Source organism: Mycolicibacterium chubuense (assembly GCF_001044255.1).
Classification (GTDB): domain Bacteria; phylum Actinomycetota; class Actinomycetes; order Mycobacteriales; family Mycobacteriaceae; genus Mycobacterium; species Mycobacterium chubuense.
In genome coordinates this window covers 1-26,280 of sequence record NZ_JYNX01000062.1, presented here as the reverse complement: position 1 = coordinate 26,280, position 26,280 = coordinate 1, and the positions used below count along the sequence as shown (strand labels likewise).

The following is a 26,280-nucleotide window of genomic DNA, read 5'->3' as shown; positions in this document are numbered from 1 at the left end:
CGTAGACGCAGTCTCAACGATCTCAGCGGTAGTTGACGAACTGCAGCGCGGCGTCCAGGTCGGCGCCCTTGAGCAGCGCGATGACGGCCTGCAGGTCGTCGCGCTTCTTGGAGCTGACGCGGATCTCCTCGCCCTGGATCTGAGCCTTGACGCCCTTGGGCCCTTCGTCGCGGATCAGCTTGGTGATCTTCTTGGCGTCCTCGCTGCTGATGCCCTGCTTGAGGGTGCCCGTGAGCCGGAAGGTCTTACCGCTGGGCTGGGGGTCACCGGCGTCAAACGCCTTCATCGAGATGTCGCGCCGGACCAGCTTCTCCTTGAACACGTCGACGGCGGCCTTGAGCCGCTCCTCGGTGGAGCTGACCAGCTCGATCACCTCGTCGCCCTTCCAGGCGATGGTGGTGTCGGTGCCGCGGAAGTCGAAGCGGGTGCTCAGCTCCTTGGCGGCCTGGTTGAGCGCGTTGTCGACCTCTTGCCGGTCGACCTTGCTGACGACGTCGAACGATGAATCCGCCATGGACCCGTCCCTCCTTCGTAGGTGTCAGTTCTTGGTCCCATCTTGGCCGACAGCTGCGAGCGGAGGCCACACCACCCTGGCGATTTGTTCTCGGGGTATGTCCTCGTTGTATCCTGCTGTGCGCGCTCTTCGCGTCACCGGCAGGTTGCCCGAGCGGCCAATGGGAGCGGACTGTAAATCCGTCGGCTTACGCCTACACTGGTTCGAATCCAGTACCTGCCACGCTGGTCAGGCCCCCTTTCGAGGGGGCCTGACGCGTTTGGGGGTGGAATCTCCACGGGTTGTCACGGCAAGGGAAAGCGGGCGTCAGCGTGCCAACGATGTCCCGCGGAGAAACGAGATCGCCCCGGTATCGGCCGCGCGACGAGGCGCGCGGCCGGCTACTCCTGGCTGATTCGGAAGCCGTTGACGATGGCGGGGTCGATGGAGACGAAGGTGTCGGCGCGATGGAGCCAGGGATCGAGCATGCGTTCGTAGCGCGATACCTGTTCAGGATCGGTCAGTGTGTGCGCACGTCCGGTGACCGAGACGCTCCAGCCGGTCTGTCTCCGGGCATCGAGACTGTCGGCTTGGTAGCCGACGACGACGCCGTCGGTCGATCGCTCCGCAGCCGAGATCTTCGGGTTCAGCCAGGCGCAGATGATGACCTGGCCGTCGTCGATGACATGGTTGACCGGACGGGCTGCTGGTAGTGCATTGAGAGTGAAAATGACCCGCCCATAGGGGACACTGGCGAGAAGCCGGACAGCCTCGACTCGGGTCAGCTCGGCATGATCTCCGTCGACGTGCGCCAGTCGGTTGCCATGATAGGTAGCGCCATCGCGTTCGCGTTGTTTCGCCATTGTTCCTCGAATTGATCGACATTCGAGGCCCCGATTAGACGACGAATTCTAATTATAGCCGATGCCACGCTGGGATATCGGCATTATCGCGAAAATCTCTGGCGCAGAAACGATGTGGGCAACTATCCCTCGCGTCTTTGGGTTAGCCGTACATCGGCAGGGACTCGGCGGTGACGAGCACTCACGTGTGAGATGCAAGTCTATCGAAAGTCGAAGGGCAGCAGGTGATTCCAAATACCTCGAAGTCTTCTGCCCCGTGTCGTACTGAAGGCTTGATCGGCGTCCAGTCCGCCATGCTGCCAATTTAATCGGCACTCGGGTTGCCCGAAAATAGCGAAAGTCCTCGTGCAGGGAGCCGATGGTCCCGGAGGGCGACTGAGGGAGAGGCTAACGCCTAGCGACGGTCCTCACGGATGCGGCGGGCCGAGGTACGGGAATTCGTCCAACGTGTCGGTGTGCGGCGACAGGCCCGACGGTGGGCACTCGTTCTTGGTGAGGAACCCCAGCCGGTAGTCGATGACGTCGTCGGTGAAGGTCCGGCCGTTGGGATACCGCGCGGGCAGCGCCGGATCGAAGGTCAGCATGTCGGGCAATGTGCCCTCGGCCTCGATCACGGCGATCGCGTCCTCGCGGCTGTATCCGCCGGTGTGGCCGAGCAGGTGGACGAACTGGTCCAGCCAGCGGTCCCAGTCGTGCACCGGCTCGCTGGCGTTGTACTCGAGCTTGGTGTCGTCGGTGTTGAAGAAGCTGCTGACCGACGGGTGCCCTGCCCGGTCGACGTGGCGCAGCTCGCCGTTGTCCCGCACGCTGCACCGCCCCCAGATCCGGATCGGTCCCTGCGCACCGAACATGCTCGTCGGGACCTCGACCGCCATCGAGCAGACGTTGGCGGTCAGGTTGGAGTCCTGGCCCGTCCACGGCGACGTTCCGCCGAGATCACCCAGATGGGGTTCGGTGAAGTTGCGCTTACCCGAGGTGTCGAACAGCGCCTTGATGCCGTCGAAGTCGAAGAAGAACGCGTCGCTGCGCGCGCCGGCGGCGAAGGTGATGTCGCCTGCCCGCAAGATGTTGGGATCGGCCGTGAACGACACCTCCACCGCGGAGAAGATCTTCTCGCCGGCCGGCTCGGGATCCCGCGACTCCGCACCGCGGGCGAGATACACGTCGACGGTCTGACGGCCGTCCTGCGGCTCGGAGAAGACGAATGTGAACGCGATGTCGTTGAGCAGGTCTCCGTCGGTGTCGACCGCCAACCGGTACACCGCGTCGGGATGCAGTGCGTCGGCATTGGGATTGGCGTTCAGGATCAACACCGTTCGCGCGTCGTCGGCCGGTGACTGAAACGCATACAGGTCGCACAGGTCCAGGCGCTGATCGCCGAGGGGAGGCCCGAGGCTCAGTCCGGTGAAGTGGTTGGACACGGTGTGCACCTCTCGCCCGGGGATCCGTCATCTGCCAACCTACGGGCTCAGGCGGCCCAGTACGAGCCTTCGGTGGGTGCGCTGCAACCAGGAACGCGCCGACGGGGCACCATAAGCTGGCGGGCATGGGCAGTGATGGCCTCGGCGACTATCTGCGAGCACGCCGCGCCCGGGTGGCCCCCGGCGACGTGGGACTGCCGAGCGACGGGTTACGCCGCGTCAGCGGACTGCGGCGAGAAGAAGTGGCGCTGCTGGCCGGTATGAGTGTCGACTACTACACACGGCTCGAGCAGGGTCGCGAGCGTCGCCCCTCGCCCCAGGTCATCGATGCGTTGTCCGCCGTCCTGCAACTGCCGGACGACGCGCGCGAGCACCTGTTCCGGCTGGCGGGGCTGAGCCCCCAGGAACGCGGCAGTGTCAGCACCCGCGTCGACCCGGCGCTGCTCGACCTGCTCGACATGTGGCCGTTCAATCCTGCGTTCGTCTACAACCGAGCCTTCGACGTCCTCGCCAGCAATCAGATCGCCGATGCCATGTTCCTCAAGTGGACGCATTCGAAGAACCTGATGCACGTGATCTTCACCGAGCCCGACGCCCAGACGTTCTACTGCAACTGGTCGGTGGTCGCCGAGGATGCGGTGGCCGGCTTCCGGCACGGCTTCGGGTTGGCGCCCAACGACGTACGGCTGCGCACCGTCCGGGACGAGCTGCTCGAGGCCAGCCCCGCCTTCGCCGAACTGTGGACCCGCAACGATGCCCGGCGGAAATCTCTGCAGAACAAGACCTTCCGGCATCCGGTGGTGGGGGTCATGACGTTGACGATGCAGACCTTCGACGTGCGATCCAGCCCTGGTCAGGAGTTGGTCGTCTACCACGCAGAACCCGGCTCGCCGAGTGCCGAGGCCTTGTCGGTGCTGTGTTCCTGGGCAGCGACCGGATGACGTCCCTGGGTGTACTGCACCCCTTGTCGTCGCGCAGCGTCTGATTACCGTCGATACCGGGAGCAGTTGTCGGAAAGGATTGATCGTGAAGCGAACCACTCTCGGCGGTCTCGGCGTCTCGGCTCAGGGCCTGGGGTGCATGGGGATGAGCGAGTACTACGGCGCGTCGGACTGGGACACCAGCATCGAAACGCTGCACCATGCCATCGATGTCGGCGTCACTCTCCTCGACACAGCGGACCAGTACGGCTCGGGCCACAACGAAGTACTGGTGGGTCGCGGGATCGTCGGCAGGCGCGACGACGTCCAGATCGCCACGAAGTTCGGCATCGACCGCAGTGGCGGTGACGAGAACCGGCTCCACCGCGGCGATCCGCCATACGTGAAGCGGTCCTGCGAGGCCTCGCTGCTGCGGTTGGGGGTCGACCACATCGACCTCTACTACCTGCACCGGCCCCCGCAGAACGCCGAGATCGAGGACACCGTCGGGGCGATGGCCGAACTGGTGCGCGAAGGCAAAGTCCGGTACCTGGGTCTCAGCGAGGTCGGCGCCGATCTCCTTCGCCGCGCCCACGCGGTGCATCCGATCGCCGCGGTGCAGAGCGAATATTCGCTGTGGACAAGGGATGTCGAAGAGGTCACTCCCGTGATGGCCCAACTGGGCGTCGGCCTCGTGCCCTATGCCCCGCTGGGACGGGGATTCCTGACCGGGGCGGTGCAGACATCGTCGTTGGACCCCAAGGACTTCCGTGCCCGCAACCCGCGGTTCACCGGTGAAGCCGGTGAACAGAACCAAGTCATCGCCGACACCGTCCGCGCCGTCGCCGAGCGGCTCGGCGTGCTACCGGCGCAGGTCGCGTTGGCCTGGGTGTATGCCCAGGCGGACCGGCTGGGCGTTTCGGTGGTGCCGATTCCCGGGACCCGGCACGCGCATCGCCTCGACGAGAACGTGGCCTCCCTGGACGTCCAGCTCGACGACGACGCCCTGGCTGAACTGCAACCCCTCAGCGACCTGGTGAAGGGCGGCCGCTACCCCGAGCAGGCTGTGCGCTGACTCGAGCCCTCACCGCATCTGTAGGCCGCGCCGCCGCACCCACAGCACCGCCGCCGCGGTGCCGACCACCCAGACCGTGGCCGCCACCGCCAGGTGGACGAAGGTCTTCGTGTCGCGCCCCAGCAGCGGGCCGATCGCGGCCGGTAACCGGTTCCAGAACAGCTGGTGCTCCACACTGCCGATCGGATCCGCGACGTAGTACAGCGCGTAGGGCAGCGCGAGTGCCGCCGCCCAGACCGTGAGGCTCGCCCGGTCGTGGCGGCGCCGCCACCGCCGCAGCAGTGGCACCGCCGCGACCGGCAGCAGCACCGAGACGAGATTGCCGACGCCGAGCCAGGAGATCACGGGCACCAGCACGTTGGGCACCGTCCTGAGCAGCCGCGACGGGTGATCGAGCGTGACGGTGAACGCCGCCGCCGCGGCGAGCGTGGGAAGGCCGACGATGACTAACAGTGCCGCGTTCTTCACCAGCAGGATGCGCCACATCGGCGTGCCCGCCGACCACGCTGCGTTCACCCGGTGGTGGTCCGCGCCGAGCAGATTCGTCGTCGTGACGTCGGCCAGGATGAACGACGCGAAGTAGGTGTCCACGACGACGATCAGGTCGTCGTGCGCGCCGTGCCGCGTCACCGGCTGCACCAGCAGCCACAGCGCCGCCAGCACCGTGTTGGTCCACACCCCCATCAGGCAGGTGCGGGGCGGCGTGAACATCCAGCGGATCTCCGCGGCCACGGACCGCAGCAGCGGCAGCTGGAAATCGGCCGCCGCGCGTCGGGCGGTGAACGGGCGCGGCGCCCCCGCCCGCGCCATCGACCGGGAGGCAGCGCCGAGGTATCGACGGACGGTCGTGTTCACGTTGCTGACACCCCCGGGCAGAGTGTGTGCGACCCTACCGCGTCGACGCCCGCCGGCAACCTCCACGATGTACTGTTTCTCCGCTCCATCGATGACATCGACAGCGAGGCAGCCACGCCGTGAGACTGATCCTTGAACTGCTCCGCCCGTACCGGTGGCTGGTTGCCGGGATTTTCGCGGTGCTGTGCGTGCAGATCGCCATGGGTCTCGCGGCGCCGTGGCCGTTGAAGGTGGTGCTCGACAGCGTCGTGGGAAACCACCCGCTGCCGCCCTGGCTGCACGGGCTGCTGCAGCCCATCCTGGGCGGGGAGAGCCGGATGCACATCGCCGGCCTGGCCGCGATCATGGTGATCGTCATCGCGGTGATCGCCGCGATCGCCACCTACGTCGCCAATTACCTGACCGAGACGGTCGGCCAGAAGGTCGGCAACGATCTGCGCACCCGCGCCTACCACCATCTGCAGCAGCTCTCCCTGAGCTACTTCGACACCCACCGCGTCGGGCCGATCCTGTCCACGCTGACCGACGACGTCGACACGATCCAGGACTTCGCGTCGGCGTCGACGCTGGGCATCGCGACCGACCTGCTGACCATCGTCGGCATGCTCGGCCTGATGCTGTACCTGCAGTGGGACTTCACGCTGGTCGCGCTGGCCGTGGCCCCGTTGCTGCTGCTGTTCGTCTCCCGCATCCGCAAGGCCGTCAAGGCCGCGACTCACGAAGTGCGCAGACGGGAATCGGACATCGTCGCGGTGGCGGAGGAGGGCCTGCAGTCGATCCGCGTGGTCAAGGCGTTCGACCGAGAGGCCCATCAGGAGAACCAGTTGGCCATCGCCGGCCAGCAGGCCGTCGACGCCGCGCTCAACGCGCGCCGGGTGAAGTCGGTGGTGTCGCCGATCGTCGCGGTGGTGGTCGCCGCGTGCACCGCGCTGGTGCTGTGGCGCGGGTCGGCGCTCATCCTGGCCGGCGCCATGACCGCGGGCACGCTCACGGTGTTCATCAGCTATCTGGCGTCGTTCTTCAAACCCGTGCAGGATCTGGCCAAGCTGACGAACACGATCGCGATGGCCGCCGTCGGTGTCGAGCGTGTCGCCGCGCTGCTCGAGGCCGAGACCGGGATCGTCGAGAAGCCCGATGCCGTGGAGCCCGAGCGGATCAGGGGTGCCGTGCGTTTCGACAAGGTGGCGTTCAGCTACGACGGCGAGAAGCCGGTGCTGCGCGATGTCACGTTCGACGTCGCGCCGGGTCAGTTGGTCGGCATCGTCGGGCACACCGGCAGTGGGAAGTCCTCGCTGGTGAGCCTGATTCCGCGGTTCTACGACCCGTCGATGGGCTCGGTGTCGATCGACGGGGTCGATCTGCGCGACTACAAGCTGCACGAACTGCGCCAGCAGATCGGTTACGTGCTGCAGGACACGGTGCTGTTCCGTGGGACGGTCCGCGACAACATCGCCTTCGGCAGGCCGGACGCCACGCACGAGGAGATCGTCGAGGCGGCGAAACTGGCCAACGCGCACGAGTTCATCTCCGACATGCCGCAGGGCTACGACAGCGCGGTCGGCGAACGCGGGATGACACTGTCGGGAGGTCAGCGGCAGCGCATCGGCATCGCCCGCGCGCTGATCCGCAACAGCCCGATCCTGATCCTCGACGAGCCGACGGCCGCGTTGGACGCACAGTCCGAGCATCTGGTGATGTCGGCTCTGGAGCGGTTGATGAGCGACCGCACGGTCATCACGATCGCTCACAGGTTGTCGACGATCCGCGACGCCGACAAGATCGTCGTGCTCGAGGAGGGCCGGGTGGTCGAGGAGGGCACTCACGAGGAGCTGCTCGCCCGCGACGGCAGATACGCTGAGCTCCACCGCATCCAGTACGAGGACGAGACTACGTGAGCCGATCGCTGATCATCCTGCCCGACGATTCGGCACAGCCCGTGCTGGACGCGATCCACGGGGCGACGAAATCGCTGCGCGTCAAGATGTTCGCGTTCAGCCACCAGCCGCTCCTGGATGCGATCATCGCGGCCCATCAACGCGGCGTACTGGTCAAGGTGATGCTCAACCCCGTGCGGCGCGACGGCGAGACCGACAACGACGGTGCACGAGATCTGTTGCAGGAGTACGGCATCGAGGTCACCGAGAGCAGCCCGTCGTTCGACCTGACCCACGAGAAGTCGATGGTGATCGACGACGAGTACGCGTTCGTCGAGTCGTTGAACTGGACCGACGAGAACTTCACCGAGACGCGCGACTACGCCGTGGTGACGCCGACGTCGCACGAGGTGCTGGAGATCATCGAGTGCTTCGAAGCCGACTGGGCCCGGCAGGATTTCGATCCGGGGGATTCAGCGCGGCTGATCTGGTGCCCCACCAACGGCCGGGCTCGTATCGCCGAGTTCATCGACCGCGCCGAGAAGACGTTGTTCGTGCAGAACGAGCGTTATCAGGATCCGGTGATCATCGAGCGGCTGGTGCGCGCGGCGCGGCGCGGGGTCAAGGTGCACGTGATGGCGCGTGCGCCACACCATCTCAAGGCCGACAAGCTCCTGGAGGGCGTGAGCGGGCTGCGCATCCTCGACGACGTCGGCATCAAGATCCACCGGCTCAAGCACCTCAAGCTGCACGCCAAGATGATTCTCGCCGATCACGAACGGGCCGTCGTCGGCTCGATCAATCTGTCGCCGGGCAGCTTCGACCACCGTCGGGAGCTGGCCATCGAAGCCGATGACAAGCACCTGCTCAAGCGGTTGAACGAGGTGGCGCATCACGACTGGAAGCATTCGGCGCCAATGGATCTCAGTGATGAGGCACTTCTGGCCGACCTCGCGGGCCGCAACCAGCGTGAGGTCGATCAGCTCGCGCTGCACAAACGCGAGGACTGATCAGGCCACCTCACGCCACCGACGTCGCGCCGATCCGGACGATCCGGCCTGAGCCGTAATCCAATTGGTAGAGTGCCCCGCCGGGTCCCTGGGCGAGCAGCACCGTCTGGCCGGCCTGCGCGTCGAAGTCCCGGGGGTTGCCGCACGACGAGAAATCGGCGGTGCAGTCGAGCGCCTTGATCCATCCCTTGATGAAGTCGGCGATGAGCAGGGTGTTCTGGAATTCGGAGCCGAGCTGGCCGCCGGTGTAGTAGAGCACCGAGGTGATCGATGCGCCTTCGCCGTCGTGGCTGTAGGCGTAGATCGGGTTGATGCTGCCTGCGCAGTTGCTGGTGCAGTTGCCCTCCGAACCCGGCCAGCCGTAGTTGCCGCCCGCGATCACGTTGTCGACCTCCTCGAAGGAGTTCTCGCCGACGTCGGCGACCAGGAGCGTCCCGTCCGGGGTGAACGACAGGCGGAACGGGTTGCGGAAGCCGTAGGCGTAGATCTGCGGCAACGCACCGGCGCCGAGGTCGGGGTTGTCGGACGGGATCGTGCCGTCGGGGTTGATCCGGATGACCTTGCCGTGGATGGTGCCGAGGTCCTGCGCGTTGTCGGAGTTCTTGTTGTCGCCGACTCCCCAGTACAGGGCGCCGTCAGGGCCGAACCCGAGGGCACCGCCGTGGTGGTAGAACGCCGACGGATCGGTCGTCTGCAGGAGGACCTTCTGGGATCCGAACACCACGCGGTCGCCGCGAACGGTGAGCCGGGCCAGACGGTCGCGGGCGCCGATCGTCGTGTACGCCACGTAGATGTAGCCGTTGGTCTCGAAGTCGGGATCGACGGTCAGCGCGCCGAGCCCGCGTTCGCCCTGGGTCAGGGTGAACACCCGGTAGAGCGGCCGCCGCTGCACGGCGCCGTCCTCGACGATGCGGATCCGGCCGCCCTTCTCGGCGACGAGGATCCGCCCGTCGGGTAGGAATCGGAAGTCGGTGGGCTGGTTGAGGCCTGCGGCGACGACAGTGCGGTCGGGTACCGCGGCGGCGGTGGCCTGTGTCGTCTGGCGCGCACCCGCGCCGGCCAGCCCGGTGGCGACGACGTCGAGTAGACCGGCAGCACGGTCGCGGGGCCTGAGCGGATCGGCGGCAGTCGCTGAAGCGGTCGGCTCGGTGGGTGCCGGCGACGTGACACGGATGGTCCGCTGACGGCGCTGTTCGACGCGGTCGCTGCGGTCGGCCGCGCGTTCGGCGCGTGCTTCTGCCCGCTGGGCGCGGACCTCAGCCCGGCGCGTGGCGCGCTCACTCGCCGTGGGCTTGTCGTCCGCGGCGCCGCGTCGGATCCGCGGCCCGGCTGCCGGCGACGCCGAATCCGGGCTGGCCGCAGCGGCATTCGTCGATGTCGAGGTGTCGCCGGTCTCGGCGGAGGCGATGGCCTGCCCGGTCAGAACGGCAGCGCCGATGCCCAGGGCGACGGCCAGGCCGCCGACCCGTCCGATGTGCAATGCCGACGATCCCATGACGCCTCCTCGAGCGCGGGCACCCCGCACCTCCACTCGGCGGTGTCAGCCGATGCCCCGATGTTCAGGACTCTAGGTGTCCGGTGAACCCGCCACCGCGTTTTCGCCGGGAAAGCTGTGAATGCGCCGTGCGTGTGATGTGCACGCGGGCAAGGCTTTTCGTTTGATCTTGAGTTTCCGCGCGGGAGCACGCCGCGGTGGCGAAGGGGTGCGGCGGAGGACCCGGTGCCCGATCATGTTCGCGATATCGTCGCGTTGACACGATCGTGCAGTGTGAACCGTTCGTGATGGGTTGAAGGAGTTTGCCGGGGCTTCGTCAACAGGGCCGTCCCGGCAATCCCGGCAAACCCACAGCGACGGGCTTCGGGCCGCTCTGTGCAGCGGCGAAGCCGGAGTGCTCGCGGGCAGTCGGGCAGGGACCGCGCAGATCGTGACGGGTTGCTGACGTGCTGTGTGATCCAGCTCACAGAAGCGTATTGTCGAGGTATCTCTTGAGAGGAAGGAGATGCGATGAAAGGCGCTCATCGTGATCCGGTGGATCACGCTCGCACGACTCTGCCGCACAGCGGGGAGTCCTTCATCGACACCCTCTGGCTGCCCGGACTTCTGCTCATCGGTGTGGGCACGGTGCTGATCGCAGGCACCGTCGCTGCCACCGCCTACGGCAACCGTGATCTGTCCCTGATCCTCGGCCTGGTCGCCGGCGCACTGGTCACCGCCGGGGCCCTGCTGATCACGCTGGAACATCAACGGGTCAAGAGGGTCGAACGGAGGTGGGAGGCCGAGCATCCGGACCATCGTCATCTACGAGCGAGCTAGCTGCGCACAGCGGTAGCAACCCCTGCCAGGACGCGTTACGGCCTCCGGAAGCAGCGACCGTCGGCTCTGATCATGATCGACTTCGGTGCGAATGCCGCGAAGTGGGTATGTCAGCAAATTTCCCGACGTACACTGCTGCTGACTCTACGAGGGGGAGGCAATGGGGAATCGTCGGGCAGGCACACAGGGTCGGCACCGGAAGCACAAGCCGGAATCCGGGAAGCGCGGCGTGCGGAGGGCCAAGGCCGCGTTGTCCGCGATCGGGATGGCGGGGGTCGCGGTCGTCGGGGCCGCGCTGCTCGCTACCGCGCCGTCGATGTCGGTCAGTCCGCAGCTGCTCGCGACGCTGCACTACCTGCGCGGCACCAACATCGGCTACCAACCGACACAGCAGGAGTACGAGGACTTCATCGGTGTCGTGGTCAACGGCACGGCGGCGCCGAAGCCCGACCTTCCCTACGAGAAGGTCGACTACAACGCGGGTTTCCGGCCGTTCTCCCACGGCGGCTTCAAGGACCTCACGTTCGACGACTCCGTCGCTGAGGGCGTGGCCAACCTCGCGGCGGCCCAGCCCGCGCCGGGTGACATCATCTTCGGCTTCTCGCAGGGCGCCGCCGTCGCCTCGCAGTACAAGGCCGACCACACCGGCAACACCTACGTCCTCGTGGCGAATCCCAACCGGCCCAACGGCGGGATCCTGGAACGGTTCGAGGGGCTGCACATCCCAATTCTCGACGTCACATTCAATGGGGCCACCCCGGACAACGGCGACTACACCATCGATGTCGCCCGCCAGTACGACGGCTGGGCGGATTTCCCCACCTACCTCTGGAATCCCGTGGCAATCGCCAACGCCTTCGCGGGAATGGCTCTCGTGCACGGGAATACGCAGTTCCAGTTGACAGAGGGGGATCTCGAAGCAGCCAGGAACTCCGGCGACAGCGACTACTACCAGTTCGACGCGAAATCCAACACCGCCTACTACGTCGTCAAGACCTACCCGATCCCGCTGCTGATGCCGCTGGACCCCTTCCTGCCCGACCCGGTGATCGCGGCACTGGACGCCCCGCTCCGGAAGTTCATCGAAACCGCCTACAACCGAGACGATTACAGCGTTCCGATGCGGGCCACGCTGTTCCCGCGCCGGCAGGCGACGGCCGCGGTGGAGTCGGTGGACGAACCGGCCGTCGCCCCCGCGCAGCAGCGCTCGGCTCCCGAGCCCGAGCCGCAGGTGGGCGAGGAGCCGCAGGAAACGGCGGCCAAACGGACGGCCTGGCAGCCGCGTAAGCATCTGCGTGCAGTCGCCGACGACGAGCCGGCGAGTGACACCACCGACACCGACACGGCCGGCAGCAGCACCACGACGAAGAGTGAGACCGAGACCGACGCCCCGGCGAAGGCCGACAAAGCCCCGACGACCGAACACAGTGCGGCGGCCGCCGGCTCCGCTGCCGAACAGGCCGCCTCCTGAGCCGAGGGAACTATCCCTCGTGGCGCCGGTGGTGATGGTGCCGCTGAGCCTGCGGCTCCGACTTGGGATGCTGTGCGGTCGCGGCAGCGTGGCTGTCCGATGACGGCGGGGCGCTGTCGGCGGAGGCGGTGCCCGCGAGGCCGAGAGCACCGGCGAGGATGCCGGCGGTCAGCAGGGGAAGGGCGAGGAAGCGGGTGCGGATGTTCATGTCAATCTCCCTGGGCGAGTGATGTTTCGGGTGGCTCCGCCGGATGCTTCTGGCGTTGTGATGAGCATGCCCCGGTGCTGCGCGCGGGTCTGTCCACTGCCCGGTGGATGCGGGAGATGAATGCGGTGTCCACCGATCGGGGGATGCGGAACTAGGCCCAGCTGTCCGGGCAGCGACCGTCGAGGTCGGTGAACCCGTATTCACGCGCGAGTTGGACCGAGGTCGCCGAGAGCTGGTTCCAGCGTGCCCGGCCCGGGTCCGCGGCCAGCGCGGCCACGGCGCGGCCGACGTAGCGCGGCGATTCCGATTCGGCGAACGCATCGGGCGCGGTCGGACGGCCGTCGGCCCGGTCGGGCTGCAGCGCGTCGCGCCACGTGTCCTCGGTGACGCCCCAGTTGTCCAGCATCATCTCCGAGCGCAGCCATCCCGGGGTTAGTGACACAGCGGTGCACCCGTAGGGCGCGAGCTCGTGACCCAGGTCGAACGCCAGCCGATTGACCGAGACCTTGGCCAGGCCGTAGAACGCCGAGATCCGGTAATGCGCCGCGTTGTACGAGGTCGTCCCGTCGGTCACTTCGACGACGAGGCCGCCGGCCCGGTCGATCAGCAGCGGCAGCAGGAAATGCGACGTGATCAGGTGCGTTTCGACACCGAGTCGCAGAATGCGCAGCCCGTCGTCGAGGTCGTGCTTCCAGATCGGCGTGTGCCACCGGGCCGGGGGCCCCTTGAGGATCTCGGCGCCCCAGATGTCATCGACCAGGATGTCGAGGTGGCCGTGATCGGCGCGGAGGCGATCTGCCAACGCGCAGACCTGGGCGCGGTCGAGGTGATCGACAGGCAGCGGAACACCGACGCCACCCAGGCTGTCGACCAGCTCGGCCGTCTCCTCGATCGTCTCCGGGCGGTCATAGTCGGACTGCAGGGTGGCGGTGCGGCTGCTGCGACCCGTGCAGATCACCGTCGCGCCCGCTTCACCGAGCGCTGCAGCGATGCCGCGGCCCGCTCCGCGGGTGGCGCCGGCCACCAGCGCGACCCGGCCCCGCAGGGCCTCTGCGTCGGGCTGCCACACCATCACCTCAGTGTCGGCCTCCGCGGCCCTGGTGCCAAGGCGGTTTGGTCAGCGGTCGAGGCGCGAGGCGTGCCGCTCGCCGAAGACGCGGAACTGGGTGGGCATGTGCGACCGGGTGTCGCGCGGGGTGGTTGCGACGTGGCCGCCGTGGCTGACGGTGGTGGTGGTCTGGGCGGCCGCCGTGCCGGCCACGCCGAGTGCTCCGCCGAGGATGCCGACGGTCAGCAGTGGCAGGGCGAGGAAGCGGGTACGTGCGTTCATGGTGAATTCTCCTGTGTACGTTGATCTTTGAACTTCTGCGCCGGTGTGTTCCGGCGATGCACCAAGAATGCCGGGGTGGGCGGCCCACGTCTGTCCGTCGGCTGGTGGAAGGGAGGGCGGAATGTGATGTCCTCCGATCGGGGGACATCGCTGTGGCGTCGATTACTCGGCGATGCGGCGGGCCGGCCGGCGTGGGATGTTCGAACGATGACCTGCGCGCAGTGCCCGCGGTGCGGCGCCGAGCGGCCGACGTGGCTGGGGGAGCCGCACCGCTGCATGGGCGATGCGAACCTTTCCTGGCTGGCCTTTCACGAGATGACCGCGCACGCGGCGATGGCGTGGCGGCGCGGGCTGCTCGACGGGACGTCCTGATCGGGATTTGCGGGCGCGACAGCGCGCGGTAGGGTCGACCGTTAGTCGCAAAGAGATCGGATCGTTACGTCATGGACCTTGTACTCGGCTTGTCGATGACGTCGTCATCGGCGCGCTGGGTGCTCGTCGAGGGAACCACCGGTGACGGCGCCACTCTGACCCGCGGATCGCGGGCTCTGCATGATCTCGACGCGGGCGCCCTCCTCGACTCGCTGATGGCCGAGGCCGCGCCCCGCCGGGTGCACGCGGTGGGTCTGACCTGGGCCGCAGCTACCGAAAGCGCCGCCAGCGATGTCTGGCAGGCGCTCACCGACCGCGGCGTCGAGAACGTCATCGCGGTGTCCGACATCGAGGCCGCCGAGGCCCTGGCGCTGGGCATCGCCGAGATGGCCGGCTGTGAGCGCGTGGTCGTCTGTGTCGCCGAGCCGGGCCCGTCGGTGCTGGCCACGGTCACCCCTGACGGGGTGATCGCCGACCGTGTCGACGAGGGAGAGTTCGGCGACGTCGAGGCTGTCGCGCCGGACGCGGTGTTCGTGCTGGGGTCCGGCGACGTCGCGGGCGCGGTGGCCACGCTGCAGCGGCGGACCGACGTGCCGGTCATCTCCGCCGACCAGGCTGACCTGGCGCTCGCCCGCGGCGCGGCGCTGGCGTCGGCGTCCGCCGTGGCCATGCTCGACGCCCAGCCGAACGGCCGGGGCGCGCGGCTCTCGCCGACGGCCGTGCTGGCCTCGGTGCTCGCGGCCGCCGTCGTGACGCTCGTCGTGTCGGCGTCGGCGGCGGTGGGCTTGAGCCTGACGCCCGACACCCCGTCGCCCCAGATGGTCCGCTCGGTGCAGGAGCCGGTCCGGGAGGCCGCCCCGCGGCCCGCGGAGATCCTGCCTCCCTCTCCGGCCGCCCCGCCACCGGCGCCGGCCGCACCCGTCGTCAACGAGATGCCTGCGCCCGAAGCCGTCGAGATGCCCGCCCCGGAGGCGCCACCGCCGGTGTACGACGAGCCGATCGCTCCCGCGCCCGAGTACGTCCCGCCGCCGGCGCCCGACTACGTGCCGCCGCCGGCGCCGCCGAACTATCTGCCGCCCGCGCCCGGTGCGCCGGTCCTGGTTCAGCCGGGCGGCCCGCTGCCCGCGGCGGTGCCGCCCCCGGTCACCGTGGACGCCCAGCAGCCGCGGCTGCGCGATCGCATCATCGAGCGCATCCCGATCATCAACCGCTTCCACGAACCGCAATACAATCCCTGATCCCGCCGAAACTGTATTCCGGCTGAGGAAGTGCGAGTGGATGTCTGCCGGAATGCAGTTTCGGCGGGTCAGCCGGAGACCAGATTGCGCAGCGGCTCTCCGCGCTGCAGCCGGGTGATGTTCGCGGTGACGTCTCCGACGCGGCCGGCGAACGTGTCGGCGGTGATGCCCGACGAGTGCGGGGTCATCAGGACGGTGGGTAGCTCACCGAACGGGAATTCGCTGGGCGCGCAACCGTTGTCGCCGCTCGGGTAGCGATACCAGACGTCGATGGCCGCACCCGCGATCACCCGACCCGCCAGCGCCTCGTAGAGGGCCCGCTCCTGCACCAGGGGGCCGCGGCCGACGTTGATCAACACCCCGTCGGGGCCCAGCGCGTCGAGCTGGGCCGCGCCGATCATGCCCTCGGTGTTCGCGTTCAGCGGCGCGGACACCACGACGACGTCGCTCTCGCGCATCAGGCGGTCCAACTGACCGGTGTCCCCTGCCCACGTCAGCCCGGCATCGGGCGCCACGGCGCCTGATCCGGTGACTGCGGCGGCAGTACACCCGAACGCCCGCAACAAATTCCAGCTGCGCATCCCGATGTGGCCGAAACCGAGAAACCCAATGTGCGCGTCGCCGAGCGTCGGCGGCTGCGCGAGGGACCGGTCGTAGACCGCGGTCGCCCACACGCCGTCGCGCAGAGCGCGGTCCTGGGTGAGGAACCCGCGGCGCAGCATCACCGCAGCGCCCACCACGTACTCCGCGATAGAGCGCTCGTGGTGGAACGTGTTGGCGACCAGCATGTCCGGCGATAGTGCCGCGAAGTCGACCTTGTCGGTACCTGCACCCGCGACGTGGATCAGCCGCAGCTTCTCGGCGGTGCGCGCCATGTCCGCGGTGAACCGGCTGCCGACGTACACCTCGGCGTCGCGCAGTTCGGCCTCGGGCACGCCGGTGATCAGCCAGCGGATGTCCGATCCCGGCGGCGCCATCGCCTCGAACCGGTCGCGATGGGGGAGGAGGTTGGGGTCCGCGACGACGATTTTCACGTCAATCCCTCTGCAGCGCAGGGCGTTTGCTGTCGAACGTCCACCCGGGGATCAGGTACTGCATCGCGACGGCGTCGTCACGGCTGCCCAGCGCCTCGCGGGTGTACAGCGCGTGCGCCGCGGCGACGGCGGACTCGTCGAGCGTCACGCCCAGCCCCGGTGCGTCGGGCACGGTCAGATGGCCGTCGACGATCTCGTAGGGCGCGGTGGTGATGGCCTGGCCGTCTTGCCAGATCCAGTGTGTGTCGATGGCCGTGATGTCGCCGGGCGCGGCAGCGGCCACATGGGTGAACATCGCCAGCGAGACGTCGAAGTGGTTGTTGGAGTGCGATCCCCACGTCAGACCCCACGCCTCGCAGAGCTGCGCGACGCGCACCGAGCCGGCCATCGTCCAGAAATGCGGATCGGCCAGCGGGATGTCGACGGCGCCCGACCGGATCGCGTGGCCCATCTCGCGCCAGTCGGTGGCGATCATGTTGGTCGCCGTCGGCAGCCCCGTGGCGCGTTTGAATTCGGCCATCACCTCGCGGCCCGAGAACCCGCCCTCCGGACCGACGGGGTCTTCGGCGTAGGCCAGTACGCCGGTGAGCTCGCGGCAGATCCGGACCGCGTCGTCGAGCAGCCATCCGCCGTTGGGGTCCAACGTGATTCGGGCGTCGGGAAAGCGGTCGGCCAGCGCGATGACGGCCTTGGCCTCGTCGGCCGCGGGCAACACCCCACCCTTGAGCTTGAAGTCGGCGAACCCGTAGCGCTCCCGCGCTGCCTCGGCCAGCCGGACGACGGCGTCGGGAGTCAGGGCCTCCTCGTGGCGGACCGTGAGCCAGTCATCGGCGTCGTCGGCTTCGTCGGCCGCCGAGCGGTAGGCGAGATCGGTTCTGGTGCGGTCACCGACGAAGAACAGGTAGCCCAGGGCCTGCACTCGACTGCGCTGCTGACCGTCGCCGAGCAGCGCCGCGACCGGCACGTCCAGATGCCGGCCGAGCAGGTCCAGCAGGGCGGACTCGATCGCGGTGACCGCGTGGACGGTGACGCGAAGATCGAAGGTCTGCGCGCCGCGGCCACCGGCGTCGCGGTCGGCGAAGGTGCGGCGGACGTCGTTGAGGACGGCGTGGTAGTCGCCGATGCTGCGGCCGACGACGAGCGCGCGGGCGTCTTCGAGGGTGCGCCGGATCGGTTCGCCGCCAGGCACTTCGCCGACGCCGGTGTTGCCCGCGGAGTCGGAGACGACGAGCAGGTTGCGGGTGAAGAAGGGCCCGTGTGCTCCGGACAGGTTCAGCAGCATGCTGTCGTGGCCGGCGATCGGGATGACGGTGACGTCGGTGACGACGGGCGTTCTCATGGTGTTCCTCTCAGGCGTCATGACGCGAACCACTTGTCGCCGTTGGCGAGCGGACGGACCACCCGGGACACTTTGTCCCCCATGGCCCGCAGGGTGTCGACGATCTCGCGTTCCCGCTGCGGATCGAGCCGGTCGACGGGCACCGACGCGCTGATCGCGTCCTGCGCGGGCCGGCAGTAGCGCAGCGGCACCGCGAAGCACCGCAGCCCCACGGTGTTCTCCTCGTCGTCGCAGGCGTACCCGCGCAGCCGGACCTCGTCGAGCTCGCGGTCGAGCGCGCCGCGGTCGGTGATCGTCGTGACGGTCAGCGGGGTCAGCGCGGAGGGGACGTGCCGGTCCCGGTCGACGCCGAACCGCTCGGCCAGCAGCGACTTTCCGAGGGACGTCGCATAGGCGGGCAGCCGTCTGCCCACCCGGCTCGCGGTGCGGGTGTACTGCTTCGACTCCCGGGTGGCCAGGTAGACGATGTCGGTGCCGTCGAGCCGGCCGAGGTGGAATGTCTCGTCGAGGGCGGCGCGCAGGTCTTCCAGGAACGGGACGATCAGTGGCAGGTACGGGTCGCTGTCGAGGTAGCTGGTCCCGACCAGCAGGGCGCGGATACCGATGCCGTACAGCGTGCCGCTCGGGTCCGAGCGCACCCACCCCTGGCTGACGAGAGTCCGCAGCAGCGCATGGGCACTGCTGCGCGGCATCTCGAGCGCATCGCTGATCTCCCGCAACCGGGCCGGATCGTCGTGCCGGGCGGCGAGGTACTCGAGCAGCTCGACGGTGCGCACCGCCGACTTGACCTTCCGGACCGGAATATCCTCTGTCACAGCGGCTCCCTCACAATGCCAGCAGTTCGCGGCCGATGAGCAGCACCGCGCCCGCGGCGGAGACGCCGATCGCCAGCCAGCGCAGGCGGGTCGGATTGAGGTGCCGGTTCAGCACCGTCGAGAGCAGGTAACCGGCCAGCGCCGCCGGAATCAGGACGGCGAAACCCCACCAGGTCCGATGGTCGACGGCGCCGGTCACCGACAGCACGATCAGCGACAGCACCGATCCGACGAGGAAGAACCCACTCATCGTGCCGCGCAGCCGGGATCCCGAGTTGCGTTGCCACACTAAAGCCATCGGCGGACCGCCGATCGAGGTGGCCGTCCCGAGCAGTCCGGACGTCGCACCGGCCAGCACCACGTTGCGGCGCCGCGAAGCAGGGATCCAGCCACTGCTGGTCAGCACCACTCCGCCGAGCACCACGGCGGCCAGCAGCAGCGACAGCGCCCGGTGCGGCAGCGCGGCCAGCAGCAGCGCGCCCGCGATCGTGCCGGGTACCCGCCCGACGAGCGCCCACCCGGTGCCCCACAGGTCGATCGCCTCGCGTTCCCGGATCACCACGATGAGCGTCACCAGCGTCGCGACCATGATCAGCGTGCCGGGGATCAGCGACGGCTCCACCAGCGCGACGATCGGTGCGGCGAACATCCCCATCCCGAACCCGATCGAGGCCTGCAGCGCCGACGCGAGCAGAACTGCCACGGCGAGAACGCCGTACCCCGCGAGGCTCATGCCGGCACGGTCTCACGCCCACTCCCTTCGAGCAGCAGGGGATGGTGGCATTCTGCGGCGTGGCCGGGCGTCTCGGGATCCGCGGCGACGGGTGGCGGCGTCGTCGCGCAGACCTCGGTGGCCTTCCAGCACCGGGTCCGGAAACGGCACCCCGACGGCGGGTTGATCGGCGACGGCACCTCACCCTTGAGCAGGATCCGGTTGCCGCGCTGCTCGCCGTCGAGTGTGGGGGCCGCCGACATCAGCGCCGCCGTGTAGGGATGGTTGGACCGCTCGTACACCGCTTCGGTGGGACCGTTCTCGATGATCCTGCCCAGGTACATCACCGCGACGCGGTCGGCGACGTGACGCACCACCGACAGGTCGTGGGAGATGAAGATGTAGCTGATGCCGAGCTGGTCCTGCAGGTCGTTGAGCAGATTGAGCACCTGCGCCTGGACCGAAAGGTCGAGCGCGGAAACCGGTTCGTCGCAGATGATCACGTCGGGATTGAGCGCCAGCGCGCGGGCGATGCCGATGCGTTGCCGCTGCCCGCCGGAGAACTCCTGCGGATACTTCGCGGCGGCCTTGGCGCCCAGACCGACCAGATCGAGCAGGCCGCGCACCCGCATGTCGCGGTCCTGGCGGTTCTTCACCACACCCTTGTGGCTGCGCCACGGCTCGGCGATGATCTCGGCCGCCGACATGCGGGAGTTCAGTGACGCGTAGGGGTCCTGGAACACCATCTGCACGCGGCGGCGGAACGTGAGCAGTTCGGCGCCCTTGAGGCTGAACGGGTCGACGCCGTCGAATCGCACGGTGCCCTCGTCGGGGCGTTCGAGCATCATCAGGGTGCGTGCGAGTGTGGACTTCCCGCAGCCGGATTCGCCGACCAGGCCGAGGGTCTCGCCGCGCTTCAGATCCAGGGTGATGCCGTCGAGCGCGCACAGGAGGTTCTTGCCCGCGTGCGGCACGCGGAACGACTTCCGGACGTCGCGGACCTCGAGCAAAGTGTCATCCGTCATCATTCGATCAGACATCAGTGACCTCTTCCGGGAAGTGGCAGGCTGCCGTGCGGCTGGTGCCGGTCAGGGCGGGCCGCGTCGTCGTACAGATCTCCTGCGCCAGCGGGCAGCGGGCCTGGTAGACGCAGCCTTCGGGAATCGCGTGCAGGTCGGGCGGGGTGCCGCCGATCGACTTCAGGGTGTCCCCGCGACGCGCGTTGACCGGCACCGAGTTCAGCAGGCCCTTGGTGTAGGGATGCCGCGGGTTCGCGAAAACTTCGGCGACGGTGCCGGTTTCGACGATGTTGCCGGCGTACATCACCGCGACCCGGTCGGCCTCCTCGGCGACCAACGCCAGGTCGTGGGTGATCAGTACGACGGCCATGTCGTATTCGGTGCGCAGATCCCGCAGCAACGCCATGATCTGCGCCTGCACGGTGACGTCGAGAGCGGTAGTGGGCTCGTCGGCGATCAGCACGCTCGGGTTGAGTGCTACGGCCATTGCGATCAGCAGACGCTGGCGCATGCCGCCGGAGAACTGGTGGGGATAGGAGTTCAGCCGCGTCTCGGGTTGCGGGATGCCGACGCGGGCCATCAGGTCCACGGCTTTGCGCTTGGCTTCCTTCGCGGAGAGCCGCTGGTGGATCCGGAACGGCTCGGCCAGTTGGGTTCCCACGGTGTAGAGCGGATTCAACGCGGTCAGCGCGTCCTGGAAGACGATCGCCAGTTCGGTGCCCGCCATCTCGCGGCGCTTCTTACGGTCGGCGCGCAGCAGATCGACATCGCCGAGTCGTGCGCTGCCGCCGACGATGTCGGCGACCGGCTCGAGCAGGCCCACCAGGGCCGTCGCGGTCATCGACTTACCGCAACCGGATTCGCCGAGCAGCGCCAGGGTTTCGCCGCGCCGGGCGCCGAACGACACCTCGTTGACCGCGCGTAGCGTCCCGGAGATGGTGCGCACCTCGACGGACAGTCCGTCCACCTCGAGGACGGGCGCGGCGTCGAGGTGCAGGTCGTGATCGGCGAGTGCGGTCATCACAGTGTCTTTCATGGGAGGCGCTTTCCGGTCTTGGTGAATGCAGCGAGCCGCTTCTGCGGGACGGTGAGGCGCCACCGCTGACCCGGGTCGGTGGCGATGCGCGCCCAGGCCGCCAGGATCGTCGCCGAGACGGTGGTGATGACGATCGCCAAACCGGGGAAGAACGACAGCCACCAGGCGCTGTGCAGGTAGGTGCGGCCCTGAGAGACCATCAGGCCCCAGCTGACGTCCGGCGGCTGGATGCCGATGCCGAGGAAGCTCAGGGAGCTCTCGGCGAGCATGACGTAGCAGAAGTCCAGCGTCGCGACGGTCAGCAGCGTGGGCAGCACGATCGGCAGCACGTGCCGGCCGATGATCGAGCCGGCGCCGGCGCCGAAGGTACGGGCGGCGTCGACGAACACCCGGCTCTGCAGTTCGGCGGATTCCGCACGGGCGGTGCGCAGGTACACCGGGATGCGGGTGATGGCCAGCACCAGGACGATGTTGGCGGCGCTGGGGGAGAACACGTACAGCACGACGACGGCGAGCAACAGCGATGGGAAGCTCATGATCACGTCGGCGATGCGCATCGCGAGGGCCTCGCGCCAGCCCCTGTAGTAGCCGGCCCACATGCCGATCGCCGAGCCGACGATCGCGGAGATGATCACCGCGGGAAGTGCGACCGACAGCGTGGTGCGGCAGGCGACGATCAGCCGGGCGAGCATGCTGCGGCCCAGCGGGTCGGTGCCCAGCACGTTCGCCCAGCCGTGGCTCAGTGTGAACGGGGCCTGGTTGGAGTTGTCCAGGTCGATGCGGGTGGCGAGGTCGCCCACCAGGACCGGACCGAGCAGCGCGGTGAGGAACACCAGGCCGAGCACGCAGGCCGCGGCGAAGGCCACCCGGTCGTTGACCAGCAGCCGGAACCACAGGGCACCGCCCCGCTGGCGGGAGGCCTCGGTGTCGTCCTCGCCGACGATCGCCGTCGTGGGCTTGACCGGGATCAGATCGATCTGAGTCACGTTGTCCCCTTATACCTTTGCCGGTTCCCGCACCCGCGCGTCGAGCAACGCGTAGCAGGCGTCGATGAAGATGTTGAGCAGGAAGATGCTCACCGCGGTGAGTAGGACCGCGGCCTGCAGGACCGCGAAATCGCGTTGCAGGATCGCGTCGATCATCAGCTTGCCGATGCCGGGCCAGCCGAAGATCGCCTCGACCACCACCGCGCCGTTGATCAGGCCGACCGCCAGGTCGCCGGCGACGGTGAGCGCAGGTGCGGCGGCGTTGCGCAGGGCGTGGTGGCTGACGACGCGAAAGTCGCTGGCGCCCTTGCTGCGTGCCAGCCGCACGTAGGGCGCCGACAGCGCGGAGACCATCGCCCCGCGCACCACCTGGGTCAGCACACCGAGCGGGCGGATCATCAACGTCGCGATCGGCAGGATCCAGCTCAGCATCCCGTCGTCGACGCCGGAGGTGGGCAGCCACCCGAGCAGCACCGCGAACAGCCAGACCCCGGTGATGGCGAACCAGAAGTCGGGGATCGACGCGGCGGTCATGGACAACAGGCTGGAGAACCGGTCGGCCAGCGAGTTGGGGCGGTAGGCGGCCCAGCAGCCGATGACCACGGCGCCCACGATCGCCAGCAGCATCGTGGTGATCGCGAGTTGCAGGGTGGCGGGGAAGGCCCGCAGCGCCATGTCGGCCGCGGACTCGCCGGTGCGTAGCGAGGTGCCGAAGTCCAGATGGACGACACCCTTGAAGTAGTCGATCAGCTGCGTGATGAGCGGATCGTTGAAGCCGTTGGCCGCGGCGAACTCGGCGCGCTGGTCGGCGGTGGCCGACTCGGGCAGATACAGGTTCGTCGGGTCACCGGTGAGCCGGGCGAGCAGGAACACCCCGAGCAGCACGATGATCAACGGCAGTGCGCTGGAGTACATCCGGCGCCGGACGAAGGAGAACATGGGCTGGGCCTTCCTGTTTCTCAGGACTGGTCGGTGCGGTCGGCACCGGCGGGGGTCATCGCGGCGAGCCGCATCTCGTCGCCGGTGGCCGGGTCGGGGGTGTAGTCGACGCGCGCCGACTTGCCGAGGATGCCTTTCATGTGGGCGATGTAGGCCATCTGCATGATGTCCTGCGGTTCCTCGGCGAACAGCTTGGCGAACGCGTCCTGGCGGGCCTGCCCGGTCAGTGCTTCCGCCGCCCGGATCTTCTTGTCGAATTCCGTTGTCCCGTAGGCGGCTTGGGGCCCGTCGGAGAGCATGTACTGGTCCATCGTGAACGCGGCGTCACCGGCCTGGTTGCCGTGCATGATCATCAGCAGGTAGGGGCCGGGGTTGGGGGGGAAGGGCCGAAGCTGGTACTCCAGCTGGTTGGCCGTGTCCATCATCTCGATCTTGACGTTCAGCCCGATCTCGGTGAACTCGGCCTGCAGCACCTCGATGGTCTCGCTGATGTTGGGGAACTGCGCGGTGCGGCCGATCAGCCGGATCTGGGTGTCCACGGGTACGCCGTCGGCTTTAGCCTCGGCGATCAGTTGCTTGGCCTTCTCGGTGTCGTGGGGCCACAGCTGCAGCTGATCGTTGTAGCCGACCACGCCGGACGGGATCAACTGCGCAGCGGGCTGACCGAGACCGCGGAAGAGCGCCTTGACGATGCCGGTGCGGTTGACGGCGTAGTTGATGGCCTGGCGTACCCGCATGTCGTTGAGCGGCGGTTCGGTGGCCTGCATGCGCAGGGCCGTGGTCTCGTTGTTCTGGAACGGCACACCCAGATCGCCGGCACCGTCCTCGGGGCCGAGGCCGGTGGCGATGTCGGCCTCGTCGTTGATGATCATCGCGGCGCGCACGCTTCCCTCGCTGCGCCAGCGGTATTCGGCTGTGGCGAACGCCGGCGGGGCACCCCAGTAGGTCGGGTTGCGCCGCAGCGTCAGCTTCTGGCCGTAGTCCCACGTGGCGATCGCGTAGGGGCCGGTACCGATGGGCTCGCGCACCTTCTCGGTCGTGCTGGTGGTGCGCGGGACCATCTCGACGAACGAGATGCGCAGCGGGAGAATGGGATCGGGCTCCGTCGTGCCGATCACCACGGTGGTCGGGTCGGGGGTCTGCAGGCTGAGCTTCTCGTCGCCGAACACGTAGCCGTCGACGTTGCACTGCAGGTCGGAGTTCACCGCGCGGTCGATCGAGAAGGCGGCGTCCTCGGCGGTGAAGGGCGCTCCGGTGGAGAAGGTCACGCCGTCGCGGAGTTGGAACGTCCACTGCGTCGGGCTGGTCTGCGACCACTTCGTGGCCAGCAGAGGGGTGAGGTCGCCCGTGGTGGCGTCGCGCTCGAGCAGCGGTTCGGTGATGTTGGAGCGGACCACGATGCCGGTCGAGGTCAGCGAGCTCTCGCACGGTTCGAGCGTCGGCGGCTCCTGCTGGAGCACGATGCGCAGCGTGTTCGGGTCGTACCGGCCCCCGCCGGTGTTGGCGACCGAGCAGCCGGTGGCCGTGACGGTGACCGCCGTCAGGGCGAGCGCGACGAGGGCTGCGGGTTTCATGAATCCTCCCGGGCTGGGGGCTTGTGACGTCCACGTATGTAGATGAAATCTGTGATGGCAACCACACCGTATGAGCGCGTTTTGGAGAGCGTCAACCCCGGTGAAACGGCCGTTTCCGGCTGAATCTGCGGTGGACGTGAGGCGCCGGGGGTCCTGCGAAACCGTCCTTGAACTGCACCTTTGGGCGTAGACGGGGGCTGTCGATACCGGAACGCGTGGCGCAATCACCCGCCAATGCCGTTTCGCTATAAGTCCATGCCAATTCGGACGTGGACGGGTATTCCCAGGTCGCCGTAGCGTGGGGAGCACTATGAGCACTCCCGGTTCGGTTCTGCAGGTCGGTCCCCTCAAGCCCTCGCTGGCCAAGACGCTGGCCGAGGACTACGCCGCCAGGACGCTGCCGGAGTCTCCGTCCGAGCGCGCGACGTTCCTGGCCGAGCACGGCGCCGACGTCACCGCGGCCGTCACGTCGGGCCGTACCGGCGTGGATGCCGCGCTGATGGCGGCGCTGCCGAACCTCGGCGCCATCGTCAACTTCGGCGTCGGATACGACACCGTCGACGTCGACGCCGCCGCGGCGCGGGGCATCGGCGTGAGCAACACCCCCGACGTGCTCACCGACTGCGTCGCCGACACCGCGGTGGGTCTGATGATCGACACCCTGCGGCAGTTCTCGGCGTCGGACCGGTATGTGCGCGCCGGCCGCTGGCCCGTCGACGGGAGTTACCCGCTGACCCGTCAGGTCAGCAACACCCGAGTCGGCATCATCGGCCTGGGCCGCATTGGTCAGGCGATCGCGCACCGGCTCACCGCGTTCGGCTGCACGATCAGCTATCACAACCGCCACCAGGTGCCCGATTCGCCGTACACGTATGCCGCGTCGCCCGTCGAGCTCGCCGGCGGGGTCGACGTGCTGGTGATCGCCGCGGCCGGCGGCGACGGTACCCGCGGACTGGTGAGCGCCGAGGTGCTCGATGCGCTCGGCCCGCAGGGGTATTTGGTCAACATCGCCCGCGGCAGCGTGGTCGATCAGGACGCGCTGGTGTCGAGGCTGCTGACGGGTCGGCTCGCCGGCGCGGGCCTTGACGTGTTCGCCGACGAGCCCAAGGTGCCCGAGGAGTTGTTCGCGTTGCCCAACGTGGTGCTGCTGCCGCATGTCGGCAGCGGGACCGTGCAGACGCGGGCAGCCATGGAAGCGTTGACGCTGCGCAACCTGGACAGCTTCCTCAGCACGGGCCGCCTCGTCACCCCCGTCTGACTGACCGCGGAATAGCATTCCTGGTCGCGATCGGGCGGGCGGATTCATACGGTCACTGCAACATCCGGTGTTCTGGGGGGTTGCTGAGTGGGCAGTGGGCGGCGGTTCGGGTCTGAGGTTCGGC

General features: G+C 68.2%; 26 protein-coding genes and 1 tRNA gene. 10 read left to right on the top strand and 17 right to left on the bottom strand.

All coding sequences use genetic code 11. The annotated features are described in order from the left end of the window. Nucleotides 1-22 precede the first annotated feature (22 nt). Complete coding sequence (locus MCHUDSM44219_RS23285; protein WP_048420638.1) at nt 23-514, bottom strand: YajQ family cyclic di-GMP-binding protein; 492 nt, start codon at nt 512-514, stop codon at nt 23-25. Between the two features lie 139 nt (nt 515-653). On the opposite strand from MCHUDSM44219_RS23285, the gene MCHUDSM44219_RS23280 reads away from it, so the two are divergent. Next, nucleotides 654-736 (top strand) — tRNA-Tyr (locus MCHUDSM44219_RS23280). Between the two features lie 158 nt (nt 737-894). On the opposite strand, the gene MCHUDSM44219_RS23275 is transcribed toward MCHUDSM44219_RS23280, so the two are convergent. Both MCHUDSM44219_RS23275 and MCHUDSM44219_RS23270 read right to left on the bottom strand, forming a co-directional pair. Continuing rightward, nucleotides 895-1,356 carry a pyridoxamine 5'-phosphate oxidase family protein gene (locus MCHUDSM44219_RS23275; RefSeq protein ID WP_082162357.1) on the bottom strand — a complete coding sequence of 154 codons (462 nt, stop codon included), beginning with the start codon at nt 1,354-1,356 and terminating at the stop codon, nt 895-897. Nucleotides 1,357-1,763: 407 nt separating this feature from the next. Further along, nucleotides 1,764-2,777 (bottom strand): DUF4331 family protein, encoded by a 1,014-nt coding sequence (locus MCHUDSM44219_RS23270; RefSeq protein WP_048420694.1) that lies wholly within the window; start codon nt 2,775-2,777, stop codon nt 1,764-1,766. A 125-nt stretch (nt 2,778-2,902) separates the two neighbouring features. Here MCHUDSM44219_RS23270 and MCHUDSM44219_RS23265 point away from each other — a divergent pair, with 125 nt between their 5' ends. Next, nucleotides 2,903-3,718, top strand: coding sequence for a helix-turn-helix transcriptional regulator (locus tag MCHUDSM44219_RS23265; RefSeq protein ID WP_048420637.1), 816 nt, complete (start codon nt 2,903-2,905; stop codon nt 3,716-3,718). A gap of 139 nt (nt 3,719-3,857) precedes the next feature. Then, on the top strand, nt 3,858-4,772 hold the full coding sequence (locus MCHUDSM44219_RS23260) for an aldo/keto reductase (RefSeq protein ID WP_201778172.1): 915 nt from the start codon (nt 3,858-3,860) through the stop codon (nt 4,770-4,772). A gap of 9 nt (nt 4,773-4,781) precedes the next feature. On the opposite strand, the gene MCHUDSM44219_RS23255 is transcribed toward MCHUDSM44219_RS23260, so the two are convergent. Beyond that, nucleotides 4,782-5,582, bottom strand: coding sequence for a hypothetical protein (locus MCHUDSM44219_RS23255; protein WP_048420636.1), 801 nt, complete (start codon nt 5,580-5,582; stop codon nt 4,782-4,784). Between the two features lie 164 nt (nt 5,583-5,746). Here MCHUDSM44219_RS23255 and MCHUDSM44219_RS23250 point away from each other — a divergent pair, with 164 nt between their 5' ends. Together MCHUDSM44219_RS23250 and MCHUDSM44219_RS23245 are read left to right on the top strand one after the other, a co-directional pair. Then, on the top strand, nt 5,747-7,522 hold the full coding sequence (locus MCHUDSM44219_RS23250) for an ABC transporter ATP-binding protein (RefSeq protein WP_048420635.1): 1,776 nt from the start codon (nt 5,747-5,749) through the stop codon (nt 7,520-7,522). After that, entirely contained in the window at nt 7,519-8,511 is a 993-nt protein-coding gene (locus MCHUDSM44219_RS23245) for a phospholipase D-like domain-containing protein (protein ID WP_048420634.1), read from the top strand. Before MCHUDSM44219_RS23250 ends, MCHUDSM44219_RS23245 begins: the two co-directional genes overlap by 4 nt. A gap of 10 nt (nt 8,512-8,521) precedes the next feature. Here the strand turns inward: MCHUDSM44219_RS23245 and MCHUDSM44219_RS23240 are convergent, their stop codons facing one another. After that, nucleotides 8,522-10,006 carry a PQQ-dependent sugar dehydrogenase gene (locus MCHUDSM44219_RS23240; protein WP_053081363.1) on the bottom strand — a complete coding sequence of 495 codons (1,485 nt, stop codon included), beginning with the start codon at nt 10,004-10,006 and terminating at the stop codon, nt 8,522-8,524. Between the two features lie 534 nt (nt 10,007-10,540). On the opposite strand from MCHUDSM44219_RS23240, the gene usfY reads away from it, so the two are divergent. After that, complete coding sequence (gene usfY, locus MCHUDSM44219_RS23235) at nt 10,541-10,825, top strand: protein UsfY (RefSeq protein WP_330218637.1); 285 nt, start codon at nt 10,541-10,543, stop codon at nt 10,823-10,825. 229 nt (nt 10,826-11,054) lie between these two features. After that, the gene (locus MCHUDSM44219_RS23230) at nt 11,055-12,296 is read left to right on the top strand and encodes a PE-PPE domain-containing protein (protein WP_236695566.1); all 1,242 of its coding nucleotides are present in this window, start codon (nt 11,055-11,057) and stop codon (nt 12,294-12,296) included. Nucleotides 12,297-12,306: 10 nt separating this feature from the next. Here MCHUDSM44219_RS23230 and MCHUDSM44219_RS23225 read toward each other — a convergent pair whose 3' ends face one another. The 3 genes from MCHUDSM44219_RS23225 to MCHUDSM44219_RS30070 all read right to left on the bottom strand — a co-directional run bounded on the left by MCHUDSM44219_RS23225 (nt 12,307) and on the right by MCHUDSM44219_RS30070 (nt 13,834). After that, nucleotides 12,307-12,504, bottom strand: a complete 198-nt coding sequence (locus MCHUDSM44219_RS23225; protein ID WP_048420632.1) for a hypothetical protein — start codon at nt 12,502-12,504, stop codon at nt 12,307-12,309. A gap of 151 nt (nt 12,505-12,655) precedes the next feature. After that, nucleotides 12,656-13,576: an SDR family oxidoreductase gene (locus MCHUDSM44219_RS23220; protein WP_048420631.1), complete on the bottom strand. Its 921-nt coding sequence runs from the start codon at nt 13,574-13,576 to the stop codon at nt 12,656-12,658. Nucleotides 13,577-13,621: 45 nt separating this feature from the next. Next, the gene (locus MCHUDSM44219_RS30070) at nt 13,622-13,834 is read right to left on the bottom strand and encodes a hypothetical protein (RefSeq protein ID WP_048420630.1); all 213 of its coding nucleotides are present in this window, start codon (nt 13,832-13,834) and stop codon (nt 13,622-13,624) included. Between the two features lie 207 nt (nt 13,835-14,041). Here MCHUDSM44219_RS30070 and MCHUDSM44219_RS29835 point away from each other — a divergent pair, with 207 nt between their 5' ends. Together MCHUDSM44219_RS29835 and MCHUDSM44219_RS23210 are read left to right on the top strand one after the other, a co-directional pair. After that, entirely contained in the window at nt 14,042-14,206 is a 165-nt protein-coding gene (locus tag MCHUDSM44219_RS29835) for a hypothetical protein (RefSeq protein ID WP_157868782.1), read from the top strand. 71 nt (nt 14,207-14,277) lie between these two features. Beyond that, the gene (locus MCHUDSM44219_RS23210) at nt 14,278-15,444 is read left to right on the top strand and encodes a DUF7159 family protein (protein ID WP_048420629.1); all 1,167 of its coding nucleotides are present in this window, start codon (nt 14,278-14,280) and stop codon (nt 15,442-15,444) included. A 68-nt stretch (nt 15,445-15,512) separates the two neighbouring features. Here MCHUDSM44219_RS23210 and MCHUDSM44219_RS23205 read toward each other — a convergent pair whose 3' ends face one another. Genes MCHUDSM44219_RS23205 through MCHUDSM44219_RS23165 form a run of 9 tightly spaced genes read right to left on the bottom strand, consistent with a single transcriptional unit; the run spans nt 15,513 to nt 24,898 of the window. Then, the gene (locus MCHUDSM44219_RS23205) at nt 15,513-16,478 is read right to left on the bottom strand and encodes a 2-hydroxyacid dehydrogenase (RefSeq protein ID WP_048420628.1); all 966 of its coding nucleotides are present in this window, start codon (nt 16,476-16,478) and stop codon (nt 15,513-15,515) included. 1 nt (nt 16,479) lies between these two features. Further along, a complete protein-coding gene (gene gudD / locus MCHUDSM44219_RS23200) occupies nt 16,480-17,817 on the bottom strand; it encodes a glucarate dehydratase (RefSeq protein WP_109777929.1) in 1,338 nt (445 codons plus the stop codon). Nucleotides 17,818-17,834: 17 nt separating this feature from the next. Then, on the bottom strand, nt 17,835-18,632 hold the full coding sequence (locus MCHUDSM44219_RS23195; RefSeq protein ID WP_048420626.1) for an IclR family transcriptional regulator: 798 nt from the start codon (nt 18,630-18,632) through the stop codon (nt 17,835-17,837). Between the two features lie 10 nt (nt 18,633-18,642). After that, nucleotides 18,643-19,365, bottom strand: coding sequence for a sulfite exporter TauE/SafE family protein (locus MCHUDSM44219_RS23190; RefSeq protein ID WP_048420625.1), 723 nt, complete (start codon nt 19,363-19,365; stop codon nt 18,643-18,645). Then, nucleotides 19,362-20,369, bottom strand: coding sequence for an ABC transporter ATP-binding protein (locus tag MCHUDSM44219_RS23185; RefSeq protein WP_109777933.1), 1,008 nt, complete (start codon nt 20,367-20,369; stop codon nt 19,362-19,364). Before MCHUDSM44219_RS23185 ends, MCHUDSM44219_RS23190 begins: the two co-directional genes overlap by 4 nt. Nucleotides 20,370-20,376: 7 nt before the next feature. Continuing rightward, on the bottom strand, nt 20,377-21,384 hold the full coding sequence (locus MCHUDSM44219_RS23180; RefSeq protein ID WP_048420623.1) for an ABC transporter ATP-binding protein: 1,008 nt from the start codon (nt 21,382-21,384) through the stop codon (nt 20,377-20,379). A gap of 11 nt (nt 21,385-21,395) precedes the next feature. Next, nucleotides 21,396-22,343, bottom strand: a complete 948-nt coding sequence (locus MCHUDSM44219_RS23175) for an ABC transporter permease (RefSeq protein WP_236695572.1) — start codon at nt 22,341-22,343, stop codon at nt 21,396-21,398. 51 nt (nt 22,344-22,394) lie between these two features. Then, nucleotides 22,395-23,324 (bottom strand): ABC transporter permease, encoded by a 930-nt coding sequence (locus MCHUDSM44219_RS23170; protein ID WP_048420621.1) that lies wholly within the window; start codon nt 23,322-23,324, stop codon nt 22,395-22,397. Nucleotides 23,325-23,344: 20 nt separating this feature from the next. After that, complete coding sequence (locus MCHUDSM44219_RS23165) at nt 23,345-24,898, bottom strand: ABC transporter substrate-binding protein (protein WP_048420620.1); 1,554 nt, start codon at nt 24,896-24,898, stop codon at nt 23,345-23,347. A 310-nt stretch (nt 24,899-25,208) separates the two neighbouring features. Between MCHUDSM44219_RS23165 and MCHUDSM44219_RS23160 the strand changes: the two genes are divergently transcribed. Further along, the gene (locus tag MCHUDSM44219_RS23160; RefSeq protein ID WP_048420619.1) at nt 25,209-26,156 is read left to right on the top strand and encodes a 2-hydroxyacid dehydrogenase; all 948 of its coding nucleotides are present in this window, start codon (nt 25,209-25,211) and stop codon (nt 26,154-26,156) included. Nucleotides 26,157-26,280: the final 124 nt, after the last annotated feature.

Bases quoted from the DNA above. Each gene is read 5' to 3' on its own strand.
- MCHUDSM44219_RS23285 (WP_048420638.1), bottom strand. From the start codon at position 514: ATGGCGGATTCATCGTTCGACGTCGTCAGCAAGGTCGACCGGCAAGAG.
- MCHUDSM44219_RS23275 (WP_082162357.1), bottom strand. From the start codon at position 1,356: ATGGCGAAACAACGCGAACGCGATGGCGCTACCTATCATGGCAACCGA.
- MCHUDSM44219_RS23265 (WP_048420637.1), top strand. From the start codon at position 2,903: ATGGGCAGTGATGGCCTCGGCGACTATCTGCGAGCACGCCGCGCCCGG.
- MCHUDSM44219_RS23260 (WP_201778172.1), top strand. From the start codon at position 3,858: ATGGGGATGAGCGAGTACTACGGCGCGTCGGACTGGGACACCAGCATC.
- MCHUDSM44219_RS23255 (WP_048420636.1), bottom strand. From the start codon at position 5,582: ATGGCGCGGGCGGGGGCGCCGCGCCCGTTCACCGCCCGACGCGCGGCG.
- MCHUDSM44219_RS23240 (WP_053081363.1), bottom strand. From the start codon at position 10,006: ATGGGATCGTCGGCATTGCACATCGGACGGGTCGGCGGCCTGGCCGTC.
- MCHUDSM44219_RS23225 (WP_048420632.1), bottom strand. From the start codon at position 12,504: ATGAACATCCGCACCCGCTTCCTCGCCCTTCCCCTGCTGACCGCCGGC.
- MCHUDSM44219_RS23220 (WP_048420631.1), bottom strand. From the start codon at position 13,576: ATGGTGTGGCAGCCCGACGCAGAGGCCCTGCGGGGCCGGGTCGCGCTG.
- MCHUDSM44219_RS30070 (WP_048420630.1), bottom strand. From the start codon at position 13,834: ATGAACGCACGTACCCGCTTCCTCGCCCTGCCACTGCTGACCGTCGGC.
- MCHUDSM44219_RS29835 (WP_157868782.1), top strand. From the start codon at position 14,042: ATGACCTGCGCGCAGTGCCCGCGGTGCGGCGCCGAGCGGCCGACGTGG.
- MCHUDSM44219_RS23210 (WP_048420629.1), top strand. From the start codon at position 14,278: ATGGACCTTGTACTCGGCTTGTCGATGACGTCGTCATCGGCGCGCTGG.
- gudD (WP_109777929.1), bottom strand. From the start codon at position 17,817: ATGAGAACGCCCGTCGTCACCGACGTCACCGTCATCCCGATCGCCGGC.
- MCHUDSM44219_RS23190 (WP_048420625.1), bottom strand. From the start codon at position 19,365: ATGAGCCTCGCGGGGTACGGCGTTCTCGCCGTGGCAGTTCTGCTCGCG.
- MCHUDSM44219_RS23185 (WP_109777933.1), bottom strand. From the start codon at position 20,369: ATGACGGATGACACTTTGCTCGAGGTCCGCGACGTCCGGAAGTCGTTC.
- MCHUDSM44219_RS23180 (WP_048420623.1), bottom strand. From the start codon at position 21,384: ATGACCGCACTCGCCGATCACGACCTGCACCTCGACGCCGCGCCCGTC.
- MCHUDSM44219_RS23170 (WP_048420621.1), bottom strand. From the start codon at position 23,324: ATGTTCTCCTTCGTCCGGCGCCGGATGTACTCCAGCGCACTGCCGTTG.
- MCHUDSM44219_RS23165 (WP_048420620.1), bottom strand. From the start codon at position 24,898: ATGAAACCCGCAGCCCTCGTCGCGCTCGCCCTGACGGCGGTCACCGTC.
- MCHUDSM44219_RS23160 (WP_048420619.1), top strand. From the start codon at position 25,209: ATGAGCACTCCCGGTTCGGTTCTGCAGGTCGGTCCCCTCAAGCCCTCG.